Genomic DNA, 26,999 nt, shown 5'->3' on the forward strand with positions numbered 1-26,999 from the left:
CGGCGAGCGAAGTCAGGCCACGTAGCGCGTCGCGAACGATTGTGCGGCGAACGGCACCGGCTTGCCGAAATGAAACCCTTGCATCACCGTGCAGCCCAGCCCGAGCAGCACGTTCGCCTGCGACGCCGTTTGCACGCCTTCGACCACGCATGTCAGCTTCAGCGACCGGCACAGGTCGACGATGCTGCGCACGATGTCCCGCGCGGCCGCATCGGTATCGATGCGCTCCAGAAAGCCGCGATCGATCTTCACCTTGTCGAGCGGCAGCCGGTGAATGCACGTGAGGCTCGAATAGCCGGTGCCGAAATCGTCGAGCGAGATATTCACGCCGAGCCGCTTGAACGCGTCGAGCGACGCGGACGCCTGCTCGAAATCCTGAATGACGGCCGTCTCCGTCACTTCGAACGTCAGGCGGCCGGGGGCAATGCCGCTCTCGCGAACAAGGCCGGCGATATGCTCGACTGCCTCCGCCGAGCCGATATCGCGCGCCGACAGATTGAACGCGACGGGCACGGCGGGATCGCACGCGCGCATCGCCGCGAGCACCTTGCGAAACAGCGCCGCCGACACCGTATGAATCAGGTCGCTGCGCTCCGCAACCTTGATGAACAGCGACGGCGGCACGTCGCCCAGCGTCGGACTGCTCCAGCGCGCGAGCGCCTCATATGACACGACGCGCTGGCAGGTCACATCGACGATCGGCTGGAAATGCAGCGTCATCTCGCGCTCCAGGTCCGCGTGCCGCAGCGCCTGCTCGACCTGTCCGAGTTCGCGAATCTGCTTCTCGTGCTCGGCGGAAAAAATCGTCGTGCCGCCGCGCCGATGCTCCTTGGCGAAATACAGCGCATAGTCCGCGCGCTCGAACAGTTGCGCGGGCGTGACGCCAGCATCCGGGTAAATCGCAAAGCCGAGCGACCCCGACAGCCGCGCCGTGGCGCCAGGCCATGCATACGGCGCACGCAGCGCTTCGCAGATCGATGCGCCGATATCGCGCAGATCCTGCGGCTCGCGCACATCCGTCACGAGCAGCCCGAATTCGTCGCCGCCGAGACGCGCGAACGCGATGCGTGGACCCGCCACGTTGCGAAGACGCCGGCCGACTTCTTCGAGCACGCGGTCGCCCGCGCCGTGGCCGTATAGATCGTTGATCTGCTTAAAGCCGTCCAGATCGATCACGCCGACGGCGAAGCGCGCGTGCCCCGGCTTCGCGGTTGCGAACAGCGCTTCGAGATCGGCGAGGAAACGGCGGCGATTCGGCAGTCCCGTCAGGATGTCGAGATTGGCAAGACGCGAGTTCTCGTCGCTCAACCACTGAAGCTCGGCCTGCTTCGCCCGCAGCGCATGCTGCGATCCGACGAGGTTCGCAAAGTCGCGGTAGTAGGTGAGCAGGATCACGATCATCGCGATCGATACGAGCAGCACGTTGATCGCAATCGCGACGAGCACCGCGTTGTCCATCAGCAAAAAGTACAGCGTGAACGGCACGATGACGATTGTCGTCAGCAGCAGCGCGGCCGTGCGCATGTGCATCAGGCAGAAGATGCAGCCGATCACCGTGATCGACATATAGAACGCGACGTGCGCGCGCGCGTACGGATCGCCGTACGGAAAGAGCAGCAGTCCCCAGCCGGTGAAGATCACGCCCAGTAGCGCGATGAGCCATACCGTCGTCTTCAGACGCGCAGCGACTTCTTCGTCCGTCAACGACGCGAGATGCTTTCTGCGCCTGACCCATACCACGAGCCGGATCGCGCAGGCCGAGCACATCGCGATGGGCAGGTAAATCGCGAGCCACGCCGGCGCGACGTCAACATGCGTGAAGGCCACGGCAAGACTGTTGACGACGAGGATCAGATACAGCAGCGGCAGTTGCCGGGAAAAAGCGTCGAACTGCGAGCGTGATAGCGCGGCCGTCGCGGCCGGAATGGTACGAAGCGATGCAAAGTCCTGCGGGCGAATCATGGCTCGGCAGCGAGAGTGGGTCGGCAAGTCCGGACACATCGCCTGATGTAGCCCGTGCGGGCTGTGAAAGGCGGTGTCGTCATTCACATTACTGCTTTACTTACGGCAGTTTCGTGACGAACTTGATGATACGAGACGCGCCGTCCCGTCAGTAAACAACGGGAACAGAAGAATCGCGCTGTCTCGGCGGCGCCACACGCGCTTGCGCGACATATCGGCGTAATGCAGCCCTCGTGCGCGGCTGCATTCGTCAGATCATTGGTGCTTCATCTGCGCGGCATTGCTTTGATGCCCGCTATCCTCCCACCACGACTGCGGCGATCTCGACGAACAGGATCTTCACGATCGTCATCGACGGGAAGATCATCGCGTAGCCGATATCGGGACGATCGGTCGGCGCGACGCGATTGGCGAACGCGAGAATCGCCGGATTACCCGTTGCGCCGCTGATCACGCCGACGGTCGCATCGAACGGCAAGCGGAAAATCCACAGGCAGCACGCGGCCGTGATGCATACGAGCGCGATCAGAATGACCGCGCCGTACAGCAAAAACGAAATGCCCGTCACGCCGATCGTCGCAAAGAACTTCGGCCCCGACGACAAGCCGACCTGCGCGAGAAACACAGTCAGGCCGAAGTTGCGCAACACCAGGTTCGCGGAGAGCGGCATCGTCCAGACGAGACCGCCCGTGCGGCGCATCTTGCCGAGCCCGAGCGCGACGAGCAGCAGCGCGGCGAGACCGAGCGACAGCTTGCCGACGCCCGGAATCGGCAGAGGAATCAGTCCCACCAGAAGTCCCAGCGTCGCGCCGACGCCGATCGAAATGTAGCTGAGCTCCGCCGTTCCCTTGATCGAATCGCCGAACAGCTTGCGCACGGCCTCTCGCTGACCGGGCCCGATCAACAGGCCGACGCGGTCGCCGGATTCGAGTATCAGGTCCGGACTCGGCTGCATGTCGGCATCGCCGCGCCGCACCTGCGCAATCGAACACACCATGCCCTCCGGAAAGCGGATGTCGCGCAGCGGGTGCCCGACCACGACGCGGCTCGACGCGAACACGCGCAGATAGTCGAGGTCTTCGCGAAAGCGCGTGATGCGTCCGGGCTGCAATTCGCCGAGCAACTCGGTGGCCTTGCGCAATTCGTTGCGATCCATCGACGTGGCGAGCAGCACGTCGTCCGTTTGCATGACGAGATCGTCTGCGGGCAGCTGGTTGTGATGCGCGCGGCGCACGGCCGCGATGCCGAGGCCCACGGGCAGACGCGCCTTCAGTTCGGGAAACGTAAGGCCGACGAACGCCTGGTTTCTCAGCGCGATCTCAGCCGTCTCCAGCGTGTTCGCGGGCGGCGCTTCGATCTTGCGCGCCAGCGCGACGTTCAGCAGATACAGAAACAGGATCGGTCCCGCGACGCCGAACGGATAGGCCACGCTATAGCCGACTGCCGCGCCGTCGCCTTTCAACACGGCGAGCACCGCCTGCAAGCTCGCCGTACTCGTGCCCGCGCCGGCATACAACCCGAGCGCCTGATCGAGCCTGACGCCGAAGAGCGGCCCCAGCGCGAGCGACACGAATCCCGCGCCTATCACGCCCACGACGGCGGCCGCGTTCGCCTTGAGTCCATCCGCGCTCGACAGTCCCGCGAAGAACTGCGCGCCGTACTGCACGCCGATTCCGTAGAGAAACAGCAGCAGGCCCAACGTGCCGAGCACGGGAGGCGGCGCGGACTTCGGCGCGAAGCCGCCGATCGCGAGCCCGACGAACAGCACCGCGCCCGAGCCGAGCGCCACGCCTTTGATGCTGCATTCGCCGATCACATAGCCCAGCGCGACGGTGAGGAACAACGTAAGCAACGGCTGCGATTCAAGCAACGCACGGACTGCATCCATATCCGCTCCTGTCAGGTAACGAGAGAGCAAAGTGTCGATGCAAAATGAAACGGGCTGCTATGCGCGATGTCGTCTTGCGCGATTGCCCAAGGTTTGCCAGATCAATCATAGACGCTGGCGCGCGTCATGCTGCATCCGTCGATGCCGCCGCAAACGTGACCTTCACGGTCAGCCCGCGCCGATCGCCCTCGCCCGCCGCCAGCGTGATCTCGCCGCGATGTGCCTGCACGATCTCACGCACGATCGCGAGCCCGAGGCCCGTGCCTTCCGTGTCGGCGGACGCACGATAGAACGGCTCGAACACGCGGCTGCGCGCTTCCGCCGGAATACCCGGGCCGTCGTCGGTGACGGTGAGCGCGATACGCGCCGCGTCGCCGCGCACCGCCATCGTCACATGGCCATGCCGCTGCGTATAGCGGATCGCATTCTCGACGAGGTTCGACACCAGCGCCGCCAGCAGCCCCTCGTGTCCGATCATCCACGCCGGCCGGTCGAGCTCCGCGCCGAGATCGATGTCGCGTTTCTGCGCGAACAGCGCGAGATCTTCGATCACGTCTTTTGCAATCGCGGCGAGATCGGCGGGCTGGTTCGCGAGCTGCGTATAGTCGGCGGCTTCCGCTTGCGCGAGCAACAGCAGCTTGTTCGTGAGGCCGACCATCGAGCGGTTGCTGCGCTGCATCGCCGCGAGCGCTTCGCCAAGCGACGGCTCCAGTTCGCGATGCAGCCGCGCGTATTGCAATTGCGTGTCGAGCAGCGTGAGCGGCGTGCGCAACTGATGCGCGGCATCCGCGATGAAGCGCCGCTGCGCGGCCACCTGCAAGCCGAGCCGCGCAATGCACTGGTTGATCGCATCCACGATCGGCCGCAACTCCGTATGCAGGCGATCGACGCGCAACGGCTCCAGCTGCATCGGATCGCGATCGATCACTTCGTCCTTCACTTTCAGCAGCGGACGCAGCTCGAACGTCAGGCCGATGCAGGCCAGCGCGACCGCGAGCAGCATCATTTCGATCTGACGCACCAGTTGCGGACGCCATAGCTCGCGCGCCATGGCTTCGCGTGACGCCTGCGTCTTGCCGACCGACACCAGCACGCGCCGCGTCGCGCCGTTGTCGTACATGCGCCGCACGTAGCCGATCGCGCGTATCGATGCGCCGTGCAGGTCGGCGTCGTAGTACGAGGGCGTATCGTGCGTGGCGGCCGCCGATGCCGGCGCGCCCAGCGGAAAATCGGGCACGCCCGCGAGCAGCCGGTCATCGTCGACGTTCACGTTGTAGTAGACCTGATCGCCATACGGCGAAGCGAAAATCTCCAGCGCGGCAGGCGGAATGTCGACGCGCAGCGTGCCGTCCGCCCATTCGACCTCGCCCGCGATCATCCGCGCCGAAGAAAGCAGCGTGTTGTCCTGCACGAGATCGGCGGTGCGGCGTGCGTTGTCGTATTCGGCCTTGCCCGTCACGAACACGTAGATCGCGAGCGGCACGAGCAGCCACCACAGCAGACGGATGCGCAGGCTGCCGGTCATGCCGCGCTGCCCTTCGATGTGAGCGTCGGAGCGGGCGGCAGCGTCATTCGACGTCGTCCTTCTTGCGCAGCAGATAGCCGAGCCCGCGCAGCGTGACGATCGCCGCCGAGCTGCCGTCGAGCTTCTTGCGAAGCCGCGACACGTAAATTTCGAGCGCGTCTTCGCTGGGCTGGTCGTCGTGTGTGACGACCGAGTCCATCAGCGCGGCCTTCGACACCGTCTTGCCCATGCGCAGGATCAGCGTTTCGAGCACGCTGCGCTCGCGCGGCGTGACGTTCAGCGGCGCACCCTTCAGCGTGAACTGGCGCGTGTCGATGTCGAACACGAGATCGCCGCACGACACCTCGTTCGCCGTCGCGGCCGTCTGACGGCGAATCATCACCTTCACGCGCGCGATCAGCTCGCGCACCTCGAATGGCTTCACCAGATAGTCGTCGGCGCCCGCGCCCAGCAACTCGACCTTCTCGTCGATCGAACCGCTTGCAGTGAGGATCATCACGGGCGTCGCATCGCCGCGCTGCCGCAGACGCCGCAGCACGTTCTTGCCCGACAGCCTCGGCAGGTTGAGGTCGAGCAGCACGACGTCGTAGCGGTTCATGCGCAGCAGCCGATCGGCGGCTTCGCCGTCCTGCACCGCGTCGAGCGCGAACGAATCCTGCTCCAGCATGCGCGCGAGCCAGTGGGACAGCGTCGGATTATCTTCGATCAACAGCAGCTTCATCGGTTGGCGGAATGCATGAAAACGGCGGCGCGAAGCTCCCCGTGACGTTTGGACGACATTGCCGCGCGATTGTATGTCGAGGCCATGCCGGCTCCTGCATCGGGTTAACACTCATATGTTCGCGTGAACGCCGAAAGCTGACAGAAGGTTTGAGCTTTCTATAATCGCCGCACTCATTTCAAAGAAAGGCGCTGCGTCAACGGGGTGGCGCCTCATCAAAGGAGACTGTTGATGCGTACCATCCGCCAGATCGCCGCCGTGTCCGGACTCGCCTTCGCGCTCGCCGCGGCTTGCACGACCGCTCACGCAGAAAAAATCTCGATAATGGTGGGCGGCGCCGCCAAGATCATCTATCTCCCCGCCAAGCTGACGGAACAGCTTGGCTACTTCAAGGACGAAGGGCTCGATGTCGAGGTCCTTTCGCAACCGGCCGGCGTCGATGCCGAAAACGAACTGCTCGCGGGTGCGGTGCAAGGCGTGGTCGGTTTCTACGACCACACGATCGACCTGCAGAGCAAGGGCAAGGAAGTGCAGGCGCTGGTGATCTTCGGCCAGGTGCCGGGCGAAGTCGAAATGGTATCGACGAAGGCTTCCGCCACGCTCAAGAGCATGGCCGACGTGAAGGGCAAGACGCTCGGCGTGACGGGCCTCGGCTCGTCGACGAGCTTTCTCACGCAATATCTGGCGCAGCGCGCCGGCGTGCCGTCGACGCAATACACGCTGCTGCCCGTCGGCGCCGACAACAGCTTCATTGCCGCGATCAAGCAGGAGCGCATCGACGCGGGCATGACGACCGAGCCGACCGTCTCGCAGCTGCTGAAGACGGGCGACGCGAAGGTGCTGGTCGACATGCGCACGATCGAAGGCACGCGCGCGGCATTGGGCGGCACGTATCCGGCGTCGAGCTTCTATGTGCAGCGCGCGTGGGCCGAATCGCACAAGGCGGAAGCGACGAAGCTCTCGCATGCATTCGCGAAGACGCTGAACTTCATCGCGACGCATAGCGCCGAAGAGATCGCCGCCAAGATGCCGAAGGACTACTACGCCAGCAACAAGGACCTGTACGTCGCCGCTCTGAAGGCTTCGCTGCCGATGTTCACGAAGGACGGCAAGATGCCCGCCGATGGTCCCGAGACCGTGTTGAAGGTGCTGTCGTCGTTCAATCCTTCCGTGAAGGGCAAACACATCGATCTCGCGAAGACCTACTCGAACGAGTATGTCTCGGCCGTCGCGACGGCTTCGAAGTAAGCCGGACCCAGGGCCGTTATCCATCATTCGCAACGAAAGAGGCAGCACGCGATGAATCAATCCAGGCCGCACGGCGCACCCGCTATCGAGTTGCGCAACGTCTCGTGCCGGTTCATTTCTCCGGACGGCAAGGCGACGATTGCGTTGCGCGACTTCAGCATGTCGGTGGCGAAGGGCGAATTCGTCGCCGTCGTCGGCCCGACGGGCTGCGGCAAGTCCACGACGCTCAGCATGATTACGGGCCTGCTCAAGCCGACGACGGGCGAAGTGCGCGTGATGGGCGCGCCCGTCGACGGCATCGACCCGCGCATCGGCTTCGTGTTTCAGGCCGATGCCGTGTTCCCGTGGCGCCCGGTGCTCGACAACGTGGCGGCCGGGCCGCTCTATCGCGGCCGCTCGAAATCGGCCGCTTATGACGAGGCGAACGAATGGCTGCGCCGCGTCGGGCTCGACAAGTTCGGCAAGCACTATCCGCATCAACTGTCGGGCGGCATGAGAAAGCGCGTCGCGCTCGCGCAGACCTTCATCAACAAGCCGGAAATCCTGCTGATGGACGAGCCGTTCTCCGCGCTCGACATGCAGACGCGCACGCTGATGCAGGACGAACTGCTGCAACTGTGGTCGGCGAATGCGGGCTCGGTTGTGTTCGTCACGCACGATCTCGAAGAAGCGATCGCGCTTGCGGACCGCGTGTTCGTGCTGACGGCGCGGCCCGCGACGCTGAAAAAGGTCTACGAGATCGATCTGCCGCGACCTCGCGTCACGTCGGAAATCCGCTATGACCCGCGCTTTATCGAAATCTCGCGCGACATCTGGCACGACCTGCGCGAAGAAGTGCAGATCGGCTAATCCAATCACGCTGGAGTTTTCGTTCAATGTCTACTACGCCTCAACAGATGATGCCTGCGGGCCTCGACGCCGGCTCGCTCGCGCAGGTCGAGCGCATCGCGCAAAAGCGCATCCGTCAACGCAATGCGCTCGTGATCGGGCTGCGTATCGCCGTGCTCGTCGTCGTGCTGGGCGGCTGGGAAGTGTCGGCCCGCATGAAGTGGATCGATCCGTTCTTCTTTTCGATGCCGACGCTGATCTTCGAGCAGATCGTCGACTGGTTCGTGAACGGCACGTCGCAAGGGCCGCTTCTGACGCAAGTGTGGGTCACGCTTGAAGAGACGGGGCTTGGGTTCATCATCGGCTCGGTGGCGGGCGTGTTCTGCGGCATCGTGCTGGGACGCAACAAGCTGCTCTCCGATGTGTTCAGCCTCTACATCAAGATCGCCAACTCGATTCCGCGCGTGGTGCTCGGCTCCGTGTTCGTGATCGCGCTGGGTCTGGGCATGGCGTCGAAAGTGGCGCTCGCCGTCGTGATGGTGTTCTTCGTCGTGTTCGCGAACGCGTTTCAGGGCGTGCGTGAAGCGGACCGCTACATGATCGCGAATGCGCAGATTCTGGGTGCGTCGCGGCGTCAGGTGACGACTTCCGTCGTGATTCCGTCCGCGCTCAGCTGGATTCTCGCGAGTCTGCACGTGAGCTTCGGCTTCGCGCTCGTGGGCGCGGTGGTCGGCGAGTTTCTCGGCTCGAAGCAGGGCATCGGCCTGCTGATCTCGACGGCACAAGGCGCGTTCAATGCAAGCGGCGTGTTTGCCGCGATGATCGTGCTGGCTGTCGTCGCGCTCGCGGCGGATTATCTGCTGACGGCCGTCGAGCAGCGATTGCTCAAGTGGCGGCCGAATATCAACTGATTCGATTTCTCGCAGTGGTTGTGTTTGAAGCAGTTGAGCGCCTCCTTCGAGGCGCTTTTTTTTTGCCCATCACGCCCCGCGGCAACATTACCGAAATGTAATCGGACTGCGCACACGTGCCGGTATCATTGAAAAGTCAATGCACAGCAAGCATAGCGGAGCAGAACGATGCGCATCCTGGTCATCGAAGACGAGCCTAAAACGGCCGCTTATCTGAAGAAAGGACTGGAAGAGTCCGGCTATTCCGTCGAAGTGGCGAACGATGGTTCGCACGGCTTGATCCTCGCGCAGGAGGAAGACTACGACGTCATCATTCTCGACGTGATGTTGCCGTGGATGGACGGCTGGACTGTCGTGAAGACGCTGCGCGCCACACGCACCACGCCTGTGCTTTTTCTCACTGCACGCGACGACGTGAATGACCGCGTGCGCGGCCTCGAACTCGGCGCCGACGATTATCTCGTCAAGCCCTTTGCGTTCGTCGAACTGCTTGCACGCGTGCGCACGCTCGCGCGCCGCGGCCCGCCGCGCGAAAGCGAGCTGATCCGGATCGGCGACCTGGAAATGGATATCAGCCGGCGCCGCGTGAAGCGCGGCACCACCCGCATCGATCTCACGCCGCGCGAATTCTCCCTGTTGCAACTGCTCGCGCGCCGCCACGGCGAAGTGTTGAGCCGCACGCAAATCGCGTCGTACGTGTGGGACATGAATTTCGACAGCGATACCAACGTGGTCGAAGTCGCGATTCGCCGGCTGCGCAGCAAGATCGACGACAACTTCCCCGTCAAACTGATTCACACGGTACGCGGCGTCGGCTATGTGCTCGAAATCAAGGAAACGGCCTGATGCGCGGCCGCTCGATCACCACCACGCTAGCGCTCGCGTTCGGCGCGACGACGCTGGCCGTCTTCGTGCTGGTCGGCAACTTTCTCTATCGCGCGCTCGAACAGCAGGTCAGCGCTCAAGACGACCTGAGCATCGTGCTCTCCGCGCGGCACGCGCGACGCCTTGCGCAAGAGATCGACACGTCGGGCGGCATTCGCGAGCATGGCGACCGCATCACCAGCATCGTGCTGGGCAATCCGGGGCTGTCGATGGAGGTGTTCGACCCGAGCGGGCAATTGACGATCGAGCACAATCTGGAGAGCACGCTCGGCATGCGCGTGCCCGTCGGCGACAACTCGATTCTCGCGGCTGGCCGCTCGATTCCGCGCGTGCCGGCGGACACGCGCATCACGCAGGCCGACATCGTGGGCTGGAAGAACAGCGCGGGCACGCCGATTCGCGGCGTCGCAACAGATGTCAAACTGCTCGACGGAGAAGTCGTAAGCGTTCTGATCGCGCGCAATATGAGCGACCGCTACGAACTGCTCGACCACTATCGCGACACGCTGAAGGTCTACGGCATCGCGGGCGTGTTGCTCACGACGGTCCTGAGCTATCTGCTGATTCGCGCCGCGATGCGGCCCGTGCGCGATATCGCGGCGAGCGCGAGCGAAGTCACCGTCAATCGCCTGAATACGCGCATCGCCGTCGCGAGCGTGCCGCGCGAACTCGAAGCGCTGGTGACGACGCTCAACGCGATGCTCGAACGCATGGATCACGGCTTCAAGCAGATGTCGCGCTTTACCGCCGATCTCGCGCACGACATGCGCACGCCGCTCAGCAACATGCGCGGCGCGACTGAGGTCGCGCTGGCGCGTCCGCGCTCCGCTGACGAATACGAAGCGCTGCTCGCGTCGAACCTCGAAGAATGCGAACGGCTGTCGCGCATGATCGAGAACGTGCTGTTCCTCGCGCGCGCCGAGCATCCGCAATTCGTCAAGCACATGCGCGTGTTCGATGCCGTGCAGGAACTGACGCGCATCGGCGAGTACTTCGAAGGCGTCGCGGAAGATGCCGACGTGCGCATGCGCGTGACAGGCTCCGCCATGCTCACGGCCGACCTCGAACTCTTTCGCCGCGCGGTCAGCAACCTGCTCGCGAACGCGCTGCGCTACACGCCGCGCGGCAAGGAGATCGTGCTCGATGCGCACGAAACCGGCAACGGTGTGCGCATCACGGTATCGAATGAAGGCGAGCCGATCGCGCCGGAGCATCTCGAACGGATCTTCGACCGCTTCTATCGCGTCGATCCTTCACGCAGCTCGCTGCCCTCGTCCGGTTCGTCGCACGGATCGCCGGGCTCGACGGGGCTGGGGCTCGCCATCGTGCGCACGATCATGGAGCTGCACGGCGGCACCGTTCACGCGGAAAGCGACGCGCGCAGCACGCGCTTCGTGCTCACGTTTCGTTGAGGCGCCAGGCTTCTTCGCGACTCATTGCGCGCTGCCGGCGGCATTCACGGGCGCCTGCATCGCCATGCGCGTGACGTCGCCGCCGCCATGCTCGATTGCATAGATTTCCGCGTTGCGCTGGATTTCTTCCGCATTCGGCGGATAGTCGTGCTTCGGCGCGGGCACGAGGCCTTCCCGTTGCGCCTGCACGAGCTCGGCGCGCACTTCCGCCCGCGTCTTGCCCGTCGATACCGTTTGAGCCGAAGCGCTCATTGCGATAGAGCAGGCCAATGCACCCATCAACAGATAAATCGAATTCTTCACGGTGTACTCCTGTGTCGAGACATTGATCGATCGGCGGCTGGCATGCTGCAAGGACCAGAGCCGATGAAGTCATTCTCTGCGTCCAACGGTGACCTCACACTGACCGTGCGATTACGGTTTCGATATCTGCCGGGCGAGGAAAAATTTCATCGAAGGTGTTGAGCATCTGCTCATTCGCCGTCGGCGATCATGATGAACGATGCGCGGATCCTGCCCGCGAACGCGGCGTATGGTGGTCGAGCGAAGCGAAAGCAAGCGCGCCCGTTATTCCGCGCGCAATCCGGCCAATGTGACGCGAAGGCCTGGGCGGTCGCCGTTGTTCTCGATGCCGAGCACTGCCTGATGACGTTCGGCGATTTTCAGCGCAATCGCGAGGCCGAGACCACTGCCGTGTTCCTTGTTGCCGCCGATCCGATAGAAGCGGTCGAATACGCGTTCGCGCTCCGCCTGTGGGATACCCGGTCCGCTGTCCGACACGCTGACGCTGATCTCGTCGCCGCTGCGCTTCAGGATCACGTCAATCTTGCCGCCCTGCGGCGTATAGCGAATCGCGTTGTCGATCAGATTGTTCAACAGCACTTCGATGCCATGAGATTCAGCCCGGACCTTGTATGCGTCATCCTTGTCGGGCGCGTGATTGCACACGAGGCCGAGATCGATCTGCTTCGTCTCGGCGAGCATCGAAAAGTCTCCGACCGCGCGCTCGCACAGTCTGCGCAGGCTCACCGGCTCGAGTCGCGCGCTGCGCTGCGCGTCTTCGCGCGCGAGCGTGAGCAACTGATGCACGAGATGTATCAGCCGGTTCAGGCGTCCTTCGATGCGCTCGAACGTCTGCTCGCTGCCGACCAGCGAGCCGTCGCGCTCCGCCGCCTGCAACTGCAGCTTCAGGGCGGCAAGCGGCGAGCGCAGTTCGTGGGCTGCATCGGCGACGAAGGTGCGTTGCGATTGCGACGCGCTATTCAGACGATCGAGCAGGTCGTTGAGCGCATCGACGAGCGGCTTCATTTCGACGGGCATGCGCCCTTCTGGACGCAATGGCTCGAGCGAGTCGAACGAGCGGGTGGCCAGCGCGCGCGAGATGCTGCCAAGCGGCGCAAGGCCACGGCCCACGACCAAAAGCACGATCAAGATAATTGCGGGAAAGAACAGCCCCAAAGGCCATAGCGTGCGCAACGCGAGACGCAATGCCAGTTCTTCGCGAACGGACACCGGCTGTGCGGCCTGCACGAAACGGTCGCCTTCCTGCACGCCGAACACGCGCCAGTGATATTCGTCGTGTTCGATCGTGCGCAGGCCCGCAGGAAAACGCGGAAGGTCGATGCCGCCCAGAGACTTGTAAATGCTTTGGCCCGTCTGGTCCCACACTTCGACGAACAGACGATCGTCGGTCAGTCCTTCGAACTCGGGCGTGAGCCGCGTGCGCGCATCGCCCCGTGTGATGTCAACGGGCACGGACAGCGCCACCGTGCGCAATTCGTAGTCGAACAGCTCGCTCGCTTCGGTGCGAGCCGTATGAAAGATGCCATAACCCGCGATCAACGCCGCGACCGCGAGACTGGCGATCAGCCAGCCGAGCAGCCAGCGCCGTATCGACGTCATTCGCACCTCTTCAGCCGGTAGCCGACGCCGCGCACCGTCACGATCTGCTCCGCGCCGATCTTGCGCCGCAAGCTATGCACATGCACTTCGATCGTGTTGCTGCCCACTTCCTCGCCCCAGCCGTACAGCTTGTCTTCGAGCTCCGAGCGCGTGAAGACGCGCATCGGCTCTTCGATCAACGCCTGCAACAGGCTGAACTCGCGCGGCACGAGCGATAGCGTCTCGCCTTTGAGCGTGGCTTCGTGCGTGGCGGGATTCAAGGTCAAATCGCCGTGCGCATAGACGGGATGCGTGTGTCCCATGCGGCGTCGAAGCAATGCGCGCACGCGCGCGGCGAGTTCGTCGAGATCGAAAGGCTTGACGAGATAATCGTCCGCACCCGCATCGAGTCCGCCGATGCGGCTTTCGACAGCGTCGCGCGCCGTCAGGATCAGCACGGGCACGCCGCCGCCGCGCCGCCGGTAGCGGCTGAGCACATCGATGCCATCGACCTTCGGCAGTCCGAGATCGAGCAGAACCAGATCGTAGACGTCGTGGTCCAGCGACAGCTCGGCTTCCCGTCCGTCATGCGCCCAATCGATCGCGTAGCCCGCGCGCCGCATCATATCCACGACGGGCTCGCCGATCATTTCGTCATCTTCAACCAGCAACAAACGCATCGCGCCATGTCTCCCTCAATAGCCGCCATTGTCGGGACTCATAGCTTAGCGCGCCCTTAACGGTTTTTCTTGCGCGTCAATCCGCGTCTGCCGCGCGCACCGTTGCAGGCGTTGCCGCCGGCTAGCCCTCGCAGGCGGCGCAACGGCCGAAGATCACCAGGTTGGAACTGACGTAATGGAACCGATGATCGGCAGCGATCTTCTCCTGTTGCTGTTCGAGGCCCGGATCGTATGCGTCCTCGATGCGGCCGCAGCGGTTGCAGAAGAGATGGTAGTGGCGCTGCCCGCGATTGAGTTCGTAGACGATGCGCGCGTCGCCCAACGTCGCGTTCGTGATGAGGTCGACTTCATGGAGCTGGGCCAGCGCGCGATACACGCTCGCGAGGCTGCAAGGCTCCGTTTCGCGCGACAGCTTGCGATACACCTGATCGGCGGTGAAGTGCTCGTTCGGAAACTCGTGAAAGAGCTTCAACACCGCGGCGCGACTGGAGGTCGGGCGCAACCCGGCCGTTTTCAGCTCCGAATAGATCGCAATCATCGTGAGGCCCCGTCATGTGTGCAAAGCCTCGTGACGGGCTCCGCGACCGGTCATTCTGATGGCGCGAACCTTAAGAATCGCTTATCGGAGTTGTCATCGACGCGTGTCAGATTAGCGCCAGCGTCCTGTCGTCCGGCTCGCCGCCGAAATACTTCGCCAGCGCATCGGTGAACACCGCTTCGTTCGGCGCAGCCTTCGAGAACAAGGTCATCGACGAACGGAACTTCATGTAGTCCGGGTAGCCGAAGATCGTCTCGATGGACCGTCCTTCGACGTCGTTCACTGCGCGCGTCGCCTCTCTTAAACGGGGACCGAGCACCGGATGTTGCAAATATGCGACAGCTTCGGCCAGTGAACCGATGGCAAATTTTTGGGCCATCGGGCTCTCTCCGAGCCCCTGAAATTGCGGAAACACGTACCACATCCAGTGGCTGCGCTTGCGTCCGTCGCGCAATTCGGCTAGCGCCTGCGCGTAAATCGGGGCCTGAGCGTCGACGAAGCGCCGAAGGTCGTACTGATCGTCCATCGCGTCCTCCGCTATGTCTTGCATGCGTCGGCGAACGCATCCGGCATGCCCGCCAAAATCCATACGAACGGCTTTCAAATCGGCGAATTCGACTGCCGCAGGCCGCCCGGCATCTCACAAATGCCCCAATGCGACGTTATGTCTCAGCCCTGAATCACGCAAAAGTTCGTTCGCGTCAAAGTGCTGTACTGCAACACGCGTTCTTCGTATTATGCGAGCGCTTATAAAAGGAGCAAGGAAATGCGTTCGTTCGTTCGTTTGTTTATGTAGAGGGCCGCGATGACGAAAAAAATCGCGGGCCGGCTACCCGGTCTACTTTCAATTGCCCCAGCGTTCCTGCTATCGGGGTGCAACAACCTTGATCTGCTCGCGCCGAAAGGCCCCATCGGTGCCGCCGAGAAGTCGCTGATCGCGACCTCGACGTGGGCGATGCTGATCGTCGTGATTCCCGTGATCTTTCTGACGCTGCTGTTCGCATGGCGCTACCGCGCATCGAACAAGGCGGCCGAATACCGTCCGAACTGGGCGCATTCGACCGCGATCGAAGTAGCCGTCTGGACGATTCCCGCGCTGATCATTCTGTTCCTCGCGGTGCTGACATGGAAGAGCACACATGAGCTCGACCCGTACAAGCCGCTCGAATCGGATGTGAAGCCGATCAACGTCGAAGTCGTCGCGCTCGACTGGAAGTGGCTGTTCATTTATCCGGATCTGGGCATCGCGTCCATGAACCAGCTGGCGATTCCCGTCGGCACGCCGGTGAATTTCCGCATCACGTCCGACACGGTGATGAACTCGTTCTTCATCCCGCAACTGGGCGGCCAGATCTACGCGATGGCAGGCATGCAGACGCGTCTGCATCTGCTCGCGCAGGAAGCCGGCGACTACGCGGGCACATCGGCCAATTTCAGCGGCAAGGGCTTCTCGGACATGAACTTCCGCACGCTCGCGGAATCGCCCGAAGACTTCAACGCATGGGTCGCGAAGGTTCGCGCATCGACGGATCACCTCGACATGGATCGCTACTACGCAGTGGCGAAGCCGGAAGAAAAGGCACCTGTGTCTTACTTCTCGTCGGTCGATTCCAAGCTCTTCAACAACATTGTCGCCCGCTACAACAACGGTCACGTCATCGACAACATGAAGGACGTGAACTGTGCGCCTAACGGGACCAAGGGGTAAGCATGTTCGGTAAATTAACCCTAGCGGACATTCCGTATCACGAGCCGATCATCATGGTCGCAGGCGCCGGAATGATTCTCGGCGCGCTGGCCGTGCTCGGCGCGATCACGTATTTCGGCAAGTGGCGTTATCTGTGGACCGAGTGGCTCACGTCGGTCGACCACAAGCGTCTTGGCGTGATGTATATCGTCGTGGCCATGATCATGCTGCTGCGCGGTTTCGCCGACGCAATCATGATGCGCACGCAGCTCGCGCTCGCGTATCACGCGCCCGGCTATCTGCCGCCGCATCACTACGACCAGATCTTCACCGCGCACGGCGTCATCATGATCTTCTTCATGGCGATGGCGTTCATGGTCGGCCTGATGAACCTGGTCGTGCCGCTGCAGATCGGCGCACGCGACGTCGCGTTCCCGTTCCTGAACTCGCTGTCGTTCTGGATGACGGCGATCAGCGCGATCCTCATCAACATCTCGCTCTTGATCGGCGAGTTCGCGCAAACGGGCTGGCTCGCGTATCCGCCGCTGTCGGAGCTGCAGTTCAGTCCGGGCGTCGGCGTCGACTACTACCTGTGGAGCTTGCAGCTCTCGGGTATCGGTACATTGCTGACAGGCGTGAACTTCTTCGTGACCATCATCAAGATGCGCGCGCCGGGCATGACGCTGATGAAGATGCCCGTGTTCACGTGGACGGCTCTGTGCACGAACGTGCTGATCATGGCGGCGTTCCCGATCCTGACCGTCACGCTCGCGCTGCTCGGCCTCGACCGTTACCTGGGCATGCACTTCTTCACGAACGAAGCCGGCGGCAACGCAATGCTGTACCTGAACCTGATCTGGGCATGGGGCCATCCTGAGGTCTACATCCTGATCCTGCCTGCGTTCGGCATCTTCTCGGAAGTCATCTCCACGTTCGCGCGCAAGCCGCTGTTCGGCTACAAGACGATGGTCTATGCGACGTGCGCGATCATGGTGCTGTCGTTCCTCGTGTGGCTGCACCACTTCTTCACAATGGGCTCGGGCGCGGACGTGAACGCGTTCTTCGGCATCGCGACGATGATCATCGCGGTCCCGACGGGCGTGAAGGTGTTCAACTGGCTGTTCACGATGTACAAGGGCCGCATCGAGTTCACGACGCCTGTGCTGTGGACGATCGGCTTCATGGTCACGTTCACGATCGGCGGCATGACGGGCGTGATGATGGCGATTCCGGGCGCGGACTTCGTGCTGCACAACTCGCTGTTCCTGATCGCTCACTTCCATAACGTGATCATCGGCGGCGTGCTGTTCGGCTACCTCGCCGGCATGAACTACTGGTTCCCGAAGGCGTTCGGCTTCAAGCTGAACGAGAAGCTCGGCAAGGCTGCGTTCTGGTTCTGGCAGATCGGCTTCTGGGTCGCGTTCACGCCGCTCTACGTGCTCGGCTTCATGGGCATGACGCGCCGTCTGAACCACTACGACAACCCGGCATGGCATCCGTGGCTGCTCGTCGCCGAAGTGGGCGCGGTGCTCGTCGCAATCGGTATCGCATGCCAACTGCTGCAGCTCGTCGTGTCGATCAAGGACCGCAACAAGCCGGAAAACCGCGACCTGACGGGCGATCCGTGGAACGGCCGCACGCTCGAATGGGCGACGACCTCGCCGCCGCAGATCTACAACTTCGCGACGGTGCCCGTCGTGCGCGAACTCGACGCATTCCACGAGATCAAGGCACGCCGCAAGGTGGAGCGCAGCGAGCCCGTGTACCGCGACATCCACATGCCGTCGAACACGGCTACGGGTCTCGTGATCGGTCTGTTCAGTCTGGCACTCGGCTTCGCGCTGACGTGGCACATCTGGTGGCTCGCGATTGCCAGCTTGATCGGCGCGATCGGCACCGTGATCTACCGTGCGTTCGATACGGACACCGACTACTACATCCCGGCCGATACGGTTCAACTGATCGAAGAGCGCCACGGCGCTGGTTCGGGCGCGGCTATCGCCAAGCACCTGCCCGAAGCTGAGGAGATTGCCTGATGCTACAAAAAGCTATTCTTGCGGAGCCGCATCACGACGCGGAACACGCTCCGTCGAACTCCGTGTTCGGCTTCTGGTTGTACCTGATGACCGACTGCGTGCTGTTCGCGGCGCTGTTCGCGACGTTTGCAGTGATGAGCCATCAGTTCGCCGGCGGCCCGAGCGGCAAGGATCTGTTCGAGATCCAGGGCGTCGCGATCGAAACGGCAATCCTGCTGTTCTCGAGCATCACGTATGGTTTCGCGATGCTCGGCGCGCACAAGAACAACAAGAGCAGCACGCTCTTGTGGCTCGCAGTGACGTTCGTGTTAGGCGCGGCGTTCGTCGTGCTCGAAGTGCGCGAGTTCTCGCATCTGATCGCCGATGGCGCTGGCCCGGACCGCAGCGCGTTCCTGTCGGCGTTCTTCACGCTGGTCGGCACGCACGGTCTGCACGTCACGTCGGGTCTGCTGTGGATGATCGTGATGATGGTCCAGGTAGCTCGCGCTCACGATATCGGCGAGCGTGAACTCCGCCGTCTGACGTGCCTGAGCCTCTTCTGGCACTTCCTGGACATCGTGTGGATCGGTGTCTTTTCGTTTGTCTATCTTGCGAGCGTGATCTAAATGAGCAGCCATTCTCACTCGTCGCATTCGGCTCATTCGGACGAAAGCCACGGCAGCTTCGGCAGCTACACGATCGGGTTCGTGCTGTCCGTCATCCTGACGGCAGCCGCATTCGGCGTGGTGCTGGCGGGCTGGCTCACGGGCGCGCAGGCGCTTTACGCGATCGCGGGCCTCGGCCTCGTGCAGATCATCGTGCACCTGGTTTTCTTCCTGCACATGAACACGTCGTCGGGTCAGCGCTGGAACGTGACCGCATTTGCGTTCACCGGGTTGACGGCTGTGATCGTGATCGGCGGTACGCTGTGGGTCATGCATAACGTCAGCATGAACATGATGTCGCGCTAAGCGTCAGGCGCGGACATCGCTCGTGCCGGTTGCACATGCCGTATCGTGCAGCCGGCACGCTCCCCTGCCCTTGCGTGTTTTCCTCACCGCGCATCAGTTGCGCGCCAGCATCTCCGTCGGACGGCCACGGCCCGTCACCAGACATCCCGACCTGAACGCTTCGCCCTGACTGCTCGCAGCAGCGTCGCCAAAGCCTCGGCCTAGCGCGTCCAGCTTCACCTGCTCGGCGCCCTGCGCACACGCAAACGTGCTGGCTTCGCGAGCCTGCGCGTGCAACAGCGCGCGATCGGCAACCAGATAGGCCAAAACGGCGATAACGGCGATGTGGAAAACTTTTCTCATGGGGTTTGTCTCCTCGCGACTTAAGCGTATCGCGAAGAACTGTCGCGCAAATCCAGGGCAACCCCGGTAGGCAAATCGTCGCGCCTACACGGTGGAAGCGCTTCCAGTGCTGGATTTTTGTGCAGCGCAAATGGCCTGCACAGCCCAGCACATCAATGTCAATAGCGATTTTTGCAAAAAATAAAAATCGCCATTGTGGCAGCGCAACATTATTATTTTGAGTTATGCTCGTTAACCCTGACCGTCTCATGCGTTTTGGTTACGCGCGTGCGCAAGTCTGCGCATCGTCCCGCTCCGTTCTGGGGCCGGCCGTCGAAATGTCCATGTAAGGTTTTTTGATCCTTCGCCTCAGAGGGGCGAGGGCCTGCTATTCGCGTCCTGGCGTTTCATCGAAAGAGCACATGCACCTCCCATCAGTTCTCGACCTTCTGATCTGGGTCCCCATTCTTGCCGGCGTCGTCGTGCTGCTCGCCGGCTCCGAGCACGCTGCGAGCCGCACGCGCTGGCTCGCGCTCATCGGCGCCGCCGTGAGCATCCTGCCCGTCATTCCGCTCGTGTCGGGCTTCAATTCGTCGGTGTCGGCGATGCAGTTCGAACAGCAACTCGCGTGGCTGCCCGAGTTCGGCATCTCGTACCATCTGGGCGTCGACGGCATCTCACTGTGGTTCACGGTGCTGACTTCCGTGACGACGCTGATCATCGTGATCGCGTCGTGGGAATCCATCACGAAGCGCGTCGCGCAGTACTACGGCGCGTTCCTGCTACTGTCGGGCTGCATGCAGGGCGTGTTCACGTCGCTCGACGGCATGCTGTTCTTCGTGTTCTTCGAGGCGTCGCTGATTCCGCTGTACCTGCTGATCGGCACGTGGGGCGAAAAGCGCCGCGTGTATGCGGCCGTGCGTTTCTTCTTCTTTTCGCTGGTCGGCTCGCTCGCGATGCTGGCCGCGCTGATCTACCTGTGGGCGCAGTCGCACACCTTCGACATCGCCGCCTGGCGCACGCTGAAGCTCGATTTCACGCCGCAGCTGCTGGTATTCATCGGCTTGCTCGCCGCGTTCTCCGTCAAGGTGCCGATGTGGCCCGTGCACACGTGGCTGCCCGACGTCCACTCGGACGGCCCGACGGGCGCCGCCGTGCTGCTCGGCATGCTGAAGATGGGCGGCTATGGCCTCCTGCGTTTCGCGCTGCCCATCGTCCCCGACGCGTGCCACTTCTTCGCGCCGGCGATGATCGCGCTGTCGCTCGTCGCGGTGATCTACGGCAGCCTGCTCGCGCTCGCGCAAACCGACATGCGCAAGCTGCTCGCCTACTCCGCCGTCGCGCACATGGGCCTTGTCACGCTGGGCCTCTTCACGTTCGACCGTATGGGCACGGAAGGCGCCGTCGTGCAGATGCTGTCGTATGGCATCGTGTCGGGCGCGATGCTGCTGTGCACGGGCATGCTGTTCGACCGCACGAAGAACGGTTCGATCGATGCGTACGGCGGCGTCGCCAACTCGATGCCGAAGCTCGCGACGTTCGCGATGCTGTTCTCGATGGCGAATGTCGGCTTGCCTGGTACGTCCGGTTTCGTCGGCGAGTTTCTCGTGCTGATGGGCGCGATCCGCTTCAACTTCTGGGTCGGCGCGACGGCTGCCCTCGCGCTGATCCTGAGCGCCGCGTACACGCTCTGGATGTACAAGCGCGTGATGTTCGGCGCGATCAGGAACACGCGCGTCGCGAACCTCCGCGATCTGGGCAAGCGCGAGTTCGTGCTGCTCGGCGCGATGGCCGTGCTGGTGCTCGCAATCGGCGTGCGTCCGAAGACCTTCACCGACGCAATCGGCCCTTCCGCCGAAAATCTGGTTGCGCAGGCCCAAGGCTCCGCGCTGCCGACGGATACGGGCGTCGCGTCCAACAACCGCGCGACGGCCGCTTCGAGCCGCCTGCCGGGTTAATCGCCTTTCGGCGGGCGTCTCTTTCCGGGCGCCCGCTCCCGTCTTCTGCCGCCCATCCGTTCGCGATGGGCGGGCGCCGCGCCAGAGCCGCATCGGGTGGCCCGCGCCCCGCTTGCCCTTCCCTCGCTTCCCGCCGACTCTTTGGCAGACGTCCGCACAGCAGCGCCGCGCGTAATTATCGCGGCATCCGCGTGCCGATGCGGATTCGAACCCGCGTACAACGGCGCGCGCTTGCCGGTGGCCGCGCGTCCCCAGATGTGATCGTCGGTCAAAGCGGTCTCGATCAGCTCGATGGGCATCCCGCCATCGACGATCACGGCAATCCGAAATCCGTCGATGGGCTCATAAGGGCCGAGGATGACCTCTTTCCCGTCGATGGCCTTCGCCAGATTGTCGACCTTGAACGCCGGATGCGGCACCGTGCGCATCAGTACGTGCAGCGGGCTGTCCGCATCGAAGCGGTGGTACTGGATGTGCACGAGCTCGCAAGCGGTGTCGCTCGTATACATGCCGTACATCGGGCTATAGCGTTCGCCCTCGCGCACCTCGCGCGTCGGAATGCCGAGGTGATGGAACTGGTACGTCACGTCGTTGCGCATGAACACGATCGTCTCCTCGCGTTGCGCGATGTTCACGCGGTCACGCGCGTTACGCCGCCCGTCGACAACATCCGCACGCGTTCGCCGGGATAGAAGGCCGCGCCTTCGGCCCTTTGCGTAACGGCGCGCAGCGACCCGTCGTCGAGCCGCACGGTGATTTCGACGCCATGCTTCTGCTCGAAATGGTTCTGCACCTCGTTGCCCGCGACGGCGCCCGCGAGGCCGCCGATGATGCCCGTCAGCAGCGAACCACGCCCGCCGCCGATCGCGCTGCCCGCGACGCCGCCAAGCAGCCCGCCGCCGATCGCGCCGAGCACGCCGGGCTGACCGTTGCTCGCGTCGATGGTGACGGCGCGCACGCTCTCGACGGTGCCGAAGCGCACGGTCGACTCGCGCTGCGCCTGCGACGCGCTATAGACGTTGGCGGACCCGTCGAAGGTCGCGCAGGCGCTCAACGAGAGCGAGACGACAAGTGCCGATGCACATGCTGTAACGAATGACCTGTTCATGATGTTCCCCTCTATTGGGCGGCGCGTCGCATGATGCTGCGGGCTGCGTGTTTCGATGAACGCATCGTAGGCTTGCAGAATGAGCGAAGAATGAGGGGCTGTTTTTCCGCTTTCGTGCGTGTCATTTCGTCTTTGCCTGAAACGTCGGCGCAGCGAACGGCGCTACGATGGCCTCGACATCATGCAAAGGGAGCGCCGCAATGAAACGCGAGATTCATCCGGGTCGAACCGCTGTCGAGCTGGCTCGAACGATGGAAGGCGCCGACGTCCGTCGTCACTCGGCATGGCGGCACGATCTATGTGTCGGGCCTGCCGCCGTTCGACCCCGCGACGGGCGAAGTCGCCGATGCGCCGCTCGAACGGCAGACTGAGTTGGTGCTCGAGCAACTGAAGCTTTGCGTCGAAACGGCCGGATCGTCGCTCGATAATGTGTTGAAGTGCAATGTCTATTGCACGTCGGTCGAGCAGTTCGCAGCCGTCAACGCCGTTTACGCGCGCTATTTTCAGAACCATCCGCCAGCACGTATCTTCGTCTGCGTGCCCGCGTGGCCGGGCCGCTTCGATATCGAAATCGACTGCATCGCGGCCGTGTGAGCGCAACGGAACGCGACAGACCGCAACCGGGACAAACAGGAGAAGACGATGTTTTCAGTGCTGTTCGAAGTGCAGCCGCGCGCCGACAGTTGGGACGCATATCTCGGCTACGCGAAGATGCTGAAGCCAGAGCTGGAGCAGATCGACGGCTTCGTCGACAACGTCCGCTATCGCAGCCTCACGCGCGACGGATGGCTGCTGTCGCTTTCTGGCTGGCAGGACGAAAAGGCGCTGGTGCGCTGGCGCACGCATGCGCTGCATCATGGCGTGCAGGAAAAGGGCCGCTCGCAAACGTTTCGTGACTACCGCCTGCGCGTCGGCCAGGTGACGCGCGATACGCGTCTGCCTGACGGTTGCGCGTTGAAGGAGCAGCGGCTCGACGAAACGGAAACGGGCGACGCGACCACTATCGTCCTGATCGACATGCGACGCGACGCCGAATGGGTGAAGACGGCGAGCGCGCGCGATGTCGCGGGCGCGCTGGGCTTGCGCGAGAACGCCGCGGGTCTCGCTTCGTGGGATGTGTTCGACGCCGTGCTGACGCCAGGCGACATCGTTCTGCTCAGCGCATGGCGCGACGTGCAGTGCGCCGATGCGTTCGCGGACACGCTCGCGCTGCCCGACGGCGCGCGCCTGCGCAGCGTGCGCGTCGTGCGCGATTACGGCATGTATGACCGGCGCGAAGCGCCGCAATACTATCCCGACGCGCCGCGCCCCGCGTAAATCGCGCGTTACTTTTCGTCGTCCGGGAAGTCCGCACCGATGCTCGTCTCGCGCCACGCTTCGAGATCGGCGAGGGTCGCATGCAGGCGTTTCGATACCGCATCGACGCCGAACGCGCCCGGCGCCAGATGGCGCGGCGGCCGCTCCGTTTCGAGCCATAGCCCGCATTGTTCACGAGCACATCGATCGCGCCGAACCTCTGATGCGCGGCTTCGACGGCGGCCGCGATCTGCGCGGCGTCGGTCACATCGAGCTTCATATCTCGTCGGGCGCAAGTGAAGCCGGCGATCTCGTGCAGTGCGCCTGCAGGGCGGGCGGCGAGCCACTAATGCGCGACGAGCGGGGTAAACTCGATAACAGGCGTTTCCTTATCACGGCACAACGGAGAACCTTCATGCGCCAGGCCATTCGCCATCTGAAAGTGCGGGCGCGTGCTCGCGGACTATTCGATTTCACAGCGGACGTCGCAGCGTTCGTGCGCGACGAGTCGATCGACACGGGCATCCTGACCGTTTTTTGCCGGCACACGTCGGCGTCGCTGTTGATTCAGGAGAACGCGGACCCTTCCGTGCAGCGCGATCTCGAACGGCACTTCGCGATGCTCGCGCCCGAAGATCCCGAACGCTACGAGCACGATACGGAAGGCCCCGACGACATGCCCGCGCATCTGCGCACCGCTTTGACGCAGGTGCAGTTATCGATCCCCGTCGAACACGGCCGCATGACGCTCGGCACATGGCAGGGCATCTATCTGTTCGAGCATCGCGCGCGGCCGCAGGAGCGCGAGATCGTGCTGCATCTGATCGGCGAATGAATGCGCCGGAGACAGATAGTCGCAATTGCAACCATCCACAACCATCCGCGACCATCCATCAATGGATGCACCCTTATCGAGGAAGCAGACCATGACCTTGCGTGCGCATATGCTTTTTGTGGCTACGTCGCTTGCCGTAGTAGTGGGAGCGGGCTGCACCCACACGGGCCCCGTCGAATTTTCGGCGACGGGCGCGGACGCACCGACGCTTAACCGGGCAAGCGACATGGACTTCGGCCCGATGGACCGTTCCATCGCGCAATGCAAGACGGTCGCGATGAACTCGGGCCCGGGGCAGTGCACGAAGGTCCGCGCGTATGAGTCGTGTATGAAGAGCAAAGGCTACATCACCGTGCTCGGCCCTGAGAACCCGAAAGGTTGCGGCGACCCCGAATGGGAAAAGGACGTGCGCAAATGGCTCCAATGACGGCGGCATGTTATCCACAGTTTCTGTTGAAAGACCTGTGGAAAAGTTTGGGGCATGCACGCTATCTGTCTGATGAATCAGGCCTTCCTGATGCGCACATCGCAATGGCACGGACCCGCGTGTCCGCCGATTGCAAACTTCTATTGGCGCACTCGCATCGCGTGTCCTTCAATTCAGGGTTCCGACTACTGACTGAACCAACGGAGACTTGCATGAAGACGGCCGACTCGGAAAGGATCGTGCACGAAATCGCAGCGTCCACGGACAGCCCGGAAGAAGTCGTATCGCAGATGTACACCGATGCCGTCGAAGACTATCAGCGCGAAGCGCGCATCCTCGACTACGTTCCGCTCTTCGCGGCCAAACGCGTGCGCGAAACGCTGCGCTCGCGAAGCCGGCGCCAGGAAGCGTAATTCACCTGCGTCACAAAAGTTTCGCGGCAGCACGCATGCGGCGCTTGCGTTCTTTTGCTAGCGCGTCGAGCGCGCGCCCGGCCGATGCCTCGTCGGAAAACACATCTGGGTGCTCGCGCAGCAACTGCTCGCTCGCGACCACGTCGTTCAATTCGCCAAAGCGCTTCTGGAGCTTCTTGAGGCCCTTGGTCGCCTTTAGCTGCTTCTTCGGCAGCACCGGCTCGAAGAACTCGATCAGATAGCGCAGCTTCTTCCCCGCCTTGCGTACGTCGTGATACGACGCGTAGTCCGAGCGCGGAGCGTGCGCCGCGCGTCTCATGCGCTTTTTCATCGACTTCTGCGCCGATCCCAGACGCTTGCGCGCGAACCTGGGCAACGACGTGCGATCGTGCGCGGTATTCAGCCTCTGGTTCGCCTCCTTGAGCGCATCGCGCAACGCGGCTTTCACGTTCGCCTGCTCCAAGGTTTCACGGCTGGTCTCGAAGGCCTGTTCGCGCGATGCCTGCAAGGCTTCGTGCGGTTGTGCGCGTGCGTCGCCCGTTTCATCGAGCAGCGCGATCAGGATGTCCCAATCGCGCGTCTTGCCGGCCGCGCCCGCAAAGTACTTGAAGAGCGCGCGCTGCTGTTCGTCGAAGCGCTCGTCAAGTAGCGGACGGTACGCCCAAAGCAACGAACGCAGCCGCCGCAGCGACACGCGCAGCTTGTGCAGCACTTCCGCATCCGGATCGGCGCGCAAGGCGGCCGCGCAATGCAGCGCGTTGTCGATCAGCGGCGTGGCGTACTGCGAGAAATGGGCTTCGGCGGTATCGTCGCGTCGAAGCGCATCATGGTCTTCCGATTTCATTGCGGTCCCTGGATCGTTTCCCTACCCGATGTCGTAATGATCGAGTAAGCAAATCAGGTTCCCGCTGCCGCAGCGCCCGTGCTGCGCATGGGGCCGGCACTGCGATGCGGCTTACTGGCCGCTCAGCAGAAGATCGCAGGTGTCGGATGTGCAACTGGCCACCGTCGGCAACTTCAGCGGCGGCCAGGGGCGGCGCTCCGCCGCGATGAAGTCTTCGACGCGTTTCAGGATCTGCCAGAACGCGTTTCCAACCGTGTTCGCGTCGACGCGCGCGGACGGCGTGAGCGCCCAGTGGCGCAGCTCCGGGTTGCCGTGAAAAGCGCGCATATCGACGCGCGCCGACTCGTCGCACAGCGTAATCACGAAGTCCATCTGCGGGGCCCACTCGCTCGTGAATTCGAGCCAGCTTTTGGGATTCAGCAGTTCGAGACTGGAGAAACCATGACGCAACTCTCCCATTGCCGCCGCATGCACCTTGTCGGCGGGCTCGAGACCTGCGCTAAAAGCGTCGAAATGCAAACCGTCCAGCTCGCGCAGCAAGGCTTCCGCCAATATGCTAAGCGCCGCGTTGTCCCTGCAAAGGAACAGCACTCTTTGTTTTCTGGTCACCCTACACCCCGTCATGCAGATTTTATTTTTTGCGGG

General features: G+C 62.9%; 29 protein-coding genes and 1 pseudogene. 15 read left to right on the plus strand and 15 right to left on the minus strand.

The genetic code is table 11. From position 1 onward, the window contains the following. Positions 1 to 12: 12 nt before the first annotated feature. The 4 genes from J8I87_RS12590 to J8I87_RS12605 all read right to left on the minus strand — a co-directional run bounded on the left by J8I87_RS12590 (position 13) and on the right by J8I87_RS12605 (position 6,096). A complete protein-coding gene (locus tag J8I87_RS12590) occupies positions 13 to 1,962 on the minus strand; it encodes a putative bifunctional diguanylate cyclase/phosphodiesterase (RefSeq protein WP_209931787.1) in 1,950 nt (649 codons plus the stop codon). Between the two features lie 295 nt (positions 1,963 to 2,257). Further along, entirely contained in the window at positions 2,258 to 3,850 is a 1,593-nt protein-coding gene (locus J8I87_RS12595; RefSeq protein WP_209931788.1) for an aspartate:alanine exchanger family transporter, read from the minus strand. Between the two features lie 124 nt (positions 3,851 to 3,974). Then, positions 3,975 to 5,375, minus strand: coding sequence for a sensor histidine kinase (locus J8I87_RS12600; protein WP_209931789.1), 1,401 nt, complete (start codon positions 5,373 to 5,375; stop codon positions 3,975 to 3,977). Positions 5,376 to 5,418: 43 nt separating this feature from the next. Beyond that, complete coding sequence (locus tag J8I87_RS12605) at positions 5,419 to 6,096, minus strand: response regulator (RefSeq protein ID WP_209931790.1); 678 nt, start codon at positions 6,094 to 6,096, stop codon at positions 5,419 to 5,421. Positions 6,097 to 6,327: 231 nt separating this feature from the next. Here J8I87_RS12605 and J8I87_RS12610 point away from each other — a divergent pair, with 231 nt between their 5' ends. From J8I87_RS12610 to J8I87_RS12630, 5 genes are all read left to right on the plus strand, one after another. Beyond that, positions 6,328 to 7,344, plus strand: a complete 1,017-nt coding sequence (locus tag J8I87_RS12610) for an ABC transporter substrate-binding protein (protein ID WP_209931791.1) — start codon at positions 6,328 to 6,330, stop codon at positions 7,342 to 7,344. Between the two features lie 51 nt (positions 7,345 to 7,395). Next, entirely contained in the window at positions 7,396 to 8,193 is a 798-nt protein-coding gene (locus J8I87_RS12615; RefSeq protein WP_209931792.1) for an ABC transporter ATP-binding protein, read from the plus strand. A gap of 26 nt (positions 8,194 to 8,219) precedes the next feature. Further along, positions 8,220 to 9,083: an ABC transporter permease gene (locus J8I87_RS12620; RefSeq protein ID WP_209931793.1), complete on the plus strand. Its 864-nt coding sequence runs from the start codon at positions 8,220 to 8,222 to the stop codon at positions 9,081 to 9,083. Positions 9,084 to 9,251: 168 nt separating this feature from the next. Continuing rightward, a complete protein-coding gene (locus J8I87_RS12625) occupies positions 9,252 to 9,929 on the plus strand; it encodes a heavy metal response regulator transcription factor (protein ID WP_209931794.1) in 678 nt (225 codons plus the stop codon). Next, positions 9,929 to 11,380 (plus strand): heavy metal sensor histidine kinase, encoded by a 1,452-nt coding sequence (locus tag J8I87_RS12630; RefSeq protein WP_209931795.1) that lies wholly within the window; start codon positions 9,929 to 9,931, stop codon positions 11,378 to 11,380. The genes J8I87_RS12625 and J8I87_RS12630 overlap by 1 nt, the downstream gene beginning before the upstream one ends. A gap of 21 nt (positions 11,381 to 11,401) precedes the next feature. Here J8I87_RS12630 and J8I87_RS12635 read toward each other — a convergent pair whose 3' ends face one another. From J8I87_RS12635 to J8I87_RS12655, 5 genes are all read right to left on the minus strand, one after another. After that, entirely contained in the window at positions 11,402 to 11,683 is a 282-nt protein-coding gene (locus tag J8I87_RS12635) for a DUF4148 domain-containing protein (RefSeq protein WP_409518752.1), read from the minus strand. A gap of 264 nt (positions 11,684 to 11,947) precedes the next feature. Continuing rightward, positions 11,948 to 13,282, minus strand: coding sequence for a HAMP domain-containing sensor histidine kinase (locus J8I87_RS12640; protein ID WP_209931796.1), 1,335 nt, complete (start codon positions 13,280 to 13,282; stop codon positions 11,948 to 11,950). Further along, positions 13,279 to 13,941 carry a response regulator gene (locus J8I87_RS12645; protein ID WP_209931797.1) on the minus strand — a complete coding sequence of 221 codons (663 nt, stop codon included), beginning with the start codon at positions 13,939 to 13,941 and terminating at the stop codon, positions 13,279 to 13,281. Before J8I87_RS12645 ends, J8I87_RS12640 begins: the two co-directional genes overlap by 4 nt. Before the next feature lie 121 nt (positions 13,942 to 14,062). After that, positions 14,063 to 14,479: a Fur family transcriptional regulator gene (locus tag J8I87_RS12650; protein ID WP_209931798.1), complete on the minus strand. Its 417-nt coding sequence runs from the start codon at positions 14,477 to 14,479 to the stop codon at positions 14,063 to 14,065. Between the two features lie 106 nt (positions 14,480 to 14,585). Then, on the minus strand, positions 14,586 to 15,005 hold the full coding sequence (locus J8I87_RS12655) for a DUF1810 domain-containing protein (RefSeq protein WP_209931799.1): 420 nt from the start codon (positions 15,003 to 15,005) through the stop codon (positions 14,586 to 14,588). A 279-nt stretch (positions 15,006 to 15,284) separates the two neighbouring features. Between J8I87_RS12655 and cyoA the strand changes: the two genes are divergently transcribed. Genes cyoA through cyoD form a run of 4 tightly spaced genes read left to right on the plus strand, consistent with a single transcriptional unit; the run spans position 15,285 to position 19,152 of the window. After that, positions 15,285 to 16,187: a ubiquinol oxidase subunit II gene (cyoA, locus tag J8I87_RS12660; RefSeq protein ID WP_209931800.1), complete on the plus strand. Its 903-nt coding sequence runs from the start codon at positions 15,285 to 15,287 to the stop codon at positions 16,185 to 16,187. A 2-nt stretch (positions 16,188 to 16,189) separates the two neighbouring features. After that, a complete protein-coding gene (gene cyoB / locus J8I87_RS12665) occupies positions 16,190 to 18,202 on the plus strand; it encodes a cytochrome o ubiquinol oxidase subunit I (RefSeq protein ID WP_209931801.1) in 2,013 nt (670 codons plus the stop codon). Next, on the plus strand, positions 18,202 to 18,807 hold the full coding sequence (gene cyoC, locus J8I87_RS12670) for a cytochrome o ubiquinol oxidase subunit III (protein WP_209931802.1): 606 nt from the start codon (positions 18,202 to 18,204) through the stop codon (positions 18,805 to 18,807). The genes cyoB and cyoC overlap by 1 nt, the downstream gene beginning before the upstream one ends. Beyond that, complete coding sequence (gene cyoD, locus J8I87_RS12675) at positions 18,808 to 19,152, plus strand: cytochrome o ubiquinol oxidase subunit IV (protein WP_209931803.1); 345 nt, start codon at positions 18,808 to 18,810, stop codon at positions 19,150 to 19,152. Positions 19,153 to 19,245: 93 nt separating this feature from the next. Here cyoD and J8I87_RS12680 read toward each other — a convergent pair whose 3' ends face one another. Further along, positions 19,246 to 19,494, minus strand: coding sequence for a hypothetical protein (locus J8I87_RS12680; protein WP_209931804.1), 249 nt, complete (start codon positions 19,492 to 19,494; stop codon positions 19,246 to 19,248). Between the two features lie 401 nt (positions 19,495 to 19,895). Between J8I87_RS12680 and J8I87_RS12685 the strand changes: the two genes are divergently transcribed. Next, positions 19,896 to 21,431, plus strand: coding sequence for a NuoM family protein (locus J8I87_RS12685; RefSeq protein ID WP_209931805.1), 1,536 nt, complete (start codon positions 19,896 to 19,898; stop codon positions 21,429 to 21,431). Here the strand turns inward: J8I87_RS12685 and J8I87_RS44675 are convergent. Next, positions 21,428 to 22,066, minus strand: a complete 639-nt coding sequence (locus J8I87_RS44675; RefSeq protein WP_245253888.1) for a hypothetical protein — start codon at positions 22,064 to 22,066, stop codon at positions 21,428 to 21,430. The two genes, J8I87_RS12685 and J8I87_RS44675, sit on opposite strands and share 4 nt — an antisense overlap. After that, entirely contained in the window at positions 22,063 to 22,539 is a 477-nt protein-coding gene (locus tag J8I87_RS12695; protein ID WP_209931806.1) for a glycine zipper 2TM domain-containing protein, read from the minus strand. The genes J8I87_RS44675 and J8I87_RS12695 overlap by 4 nt, the downstream gene beginning before the upstream one ends. Before the next feature lie 300 nt (positions 22,540 to 22,839). On the opposite strand from J8I87_RS12695, the gene J8I87_RS12700 reads away from it, so the two are divergent. Both J8I87_RS12700 and J8I87_RS12705 read left to right on the plus strand, forming a co-directional pair. Further along, on the plus strand, positions 22,840 to 23,133 hold the full coding sequence (locus J8I87_RS12700) for a Rid family hydrolase (RefSeq protein ID WP_409518753.1): 294 nt from the start codon (positions 22,840 to 22,842) through the stop codon (positions 23,131 to 23,133). A gap of 48 nt (positions 23,134 to 23,181) precedes the next feature. Then, positions 23,182 to 23,856: an antibiotic biosynthesis monooxygenase family protein gene (locus tag J8I87_RS12705; protein ID WP_209931807.1), complete on the plus strand. Its 675-nt coding sequence runs from the start codon at positions 23,182 to 23,184 to the stop codon at positions 23,854 to 23,856. A 154-nt stretch (positions 23,857 to 24,010) separates the two neighbouring features. Here the strand turns inward: J8I87_RS12705 and J8I87_RS12710 are convergent. Next, positions 24,011 to 24,112: pseudogene (locus J8I87_RS12710) on the minus strand (SDR family NAD(P)-dependent oxidoreductase); the annotation flags it as partial. A gap of 138 nt (positions 24,113 to 24,250) precedes the next feature. Between J8I87_RS12710 and J8I87_RS12715 the strand changes: the two are divergent. The 3 genes from J8I87_RS12715 to J8I87_RS12725 all read left to right on the plus strand — a co-directional run bounded on the left by J8I87_RS12715 (position 24,251) and on the right by J8I87_RS12725 (position 25,510). Next, complete coding sequence (locus J8I87_RS12715; protein WP_209931808.1) at positions 24,251 to 24,670, plus strand: secondary thiamine-phosphate synthase enzyme YjbQ; 420 nt, start codon at positions 24,251 to 24,253, stop codon at positions 24,668 to 24,670. A gap of 91 nt (positions 24,671 to 24,761) precedes the next feature. Next, complete coding sequence (locus tag J8I87_RS12720) at positions 24,762 to 25,097, plus strand: hypothetical protein (protein WP_209931809.1); 336 nt, start codon at positions 24,762 to 24,764, stop codon at positions 25,095 to 25,097. Between the two features lie 212 nt (positions 25,098 to 25,309). Then, the gene (locus J8I87_RS12725) at positions 25,310 to 25,510 is read left to right on the plus strand and encodes a DUF3562 domain-containing protein (protein WP_209931810.1); all 201 of its coding nucleotides are present in this window, start codon (positions 25,310 to 25,312) and stop codon (positions 25,508 to 25,510) included. A 10-nt stretch (positions 25,511 to 25,520) separates the two neighbouring features. On the opposite strand, the gene J8I87_RS12730 is transcribed toward J8I87_RS12725, so the two are convergent. Both J8I87_RS12730 and J8I87_RS12735 read right to left on the minus strand, forming a co-directional pair. After that, positions 25,521 to 26,354, minus strand: coding sequence for a CHAD domain-containing protein (locus J8I87_RS12730; protein WP_209931811.1), 834 nt, complete (start codon positions 26,352 to 26,354; stop codon positions 25,521 to 25,523). Positions 26,355 to 26,465: 111 nt separating this feature from the next. After that, a complete protein-coding gene (locus J8I87_RS12735) occupies positions 26,466 to 26,978 on the minus strand; it encodes a low molecular weight phosphatase family protein (protein WP_209931812.1) in 513 nt (170 codons plus the stop codon). Positions 26,979 to 26,999 lie beyond the last annotated feature (21 nt).

Origin of the sequence: Paraburkholderia sp. LEh10 (genome assembly GCF_017814945.1) — a bacterium.
Lineage (GTDB): Bacteria > Pseudomonadota > Gammaproteobacteria > Burkholderiales > Burkholderiaceae > Paraburkholderia.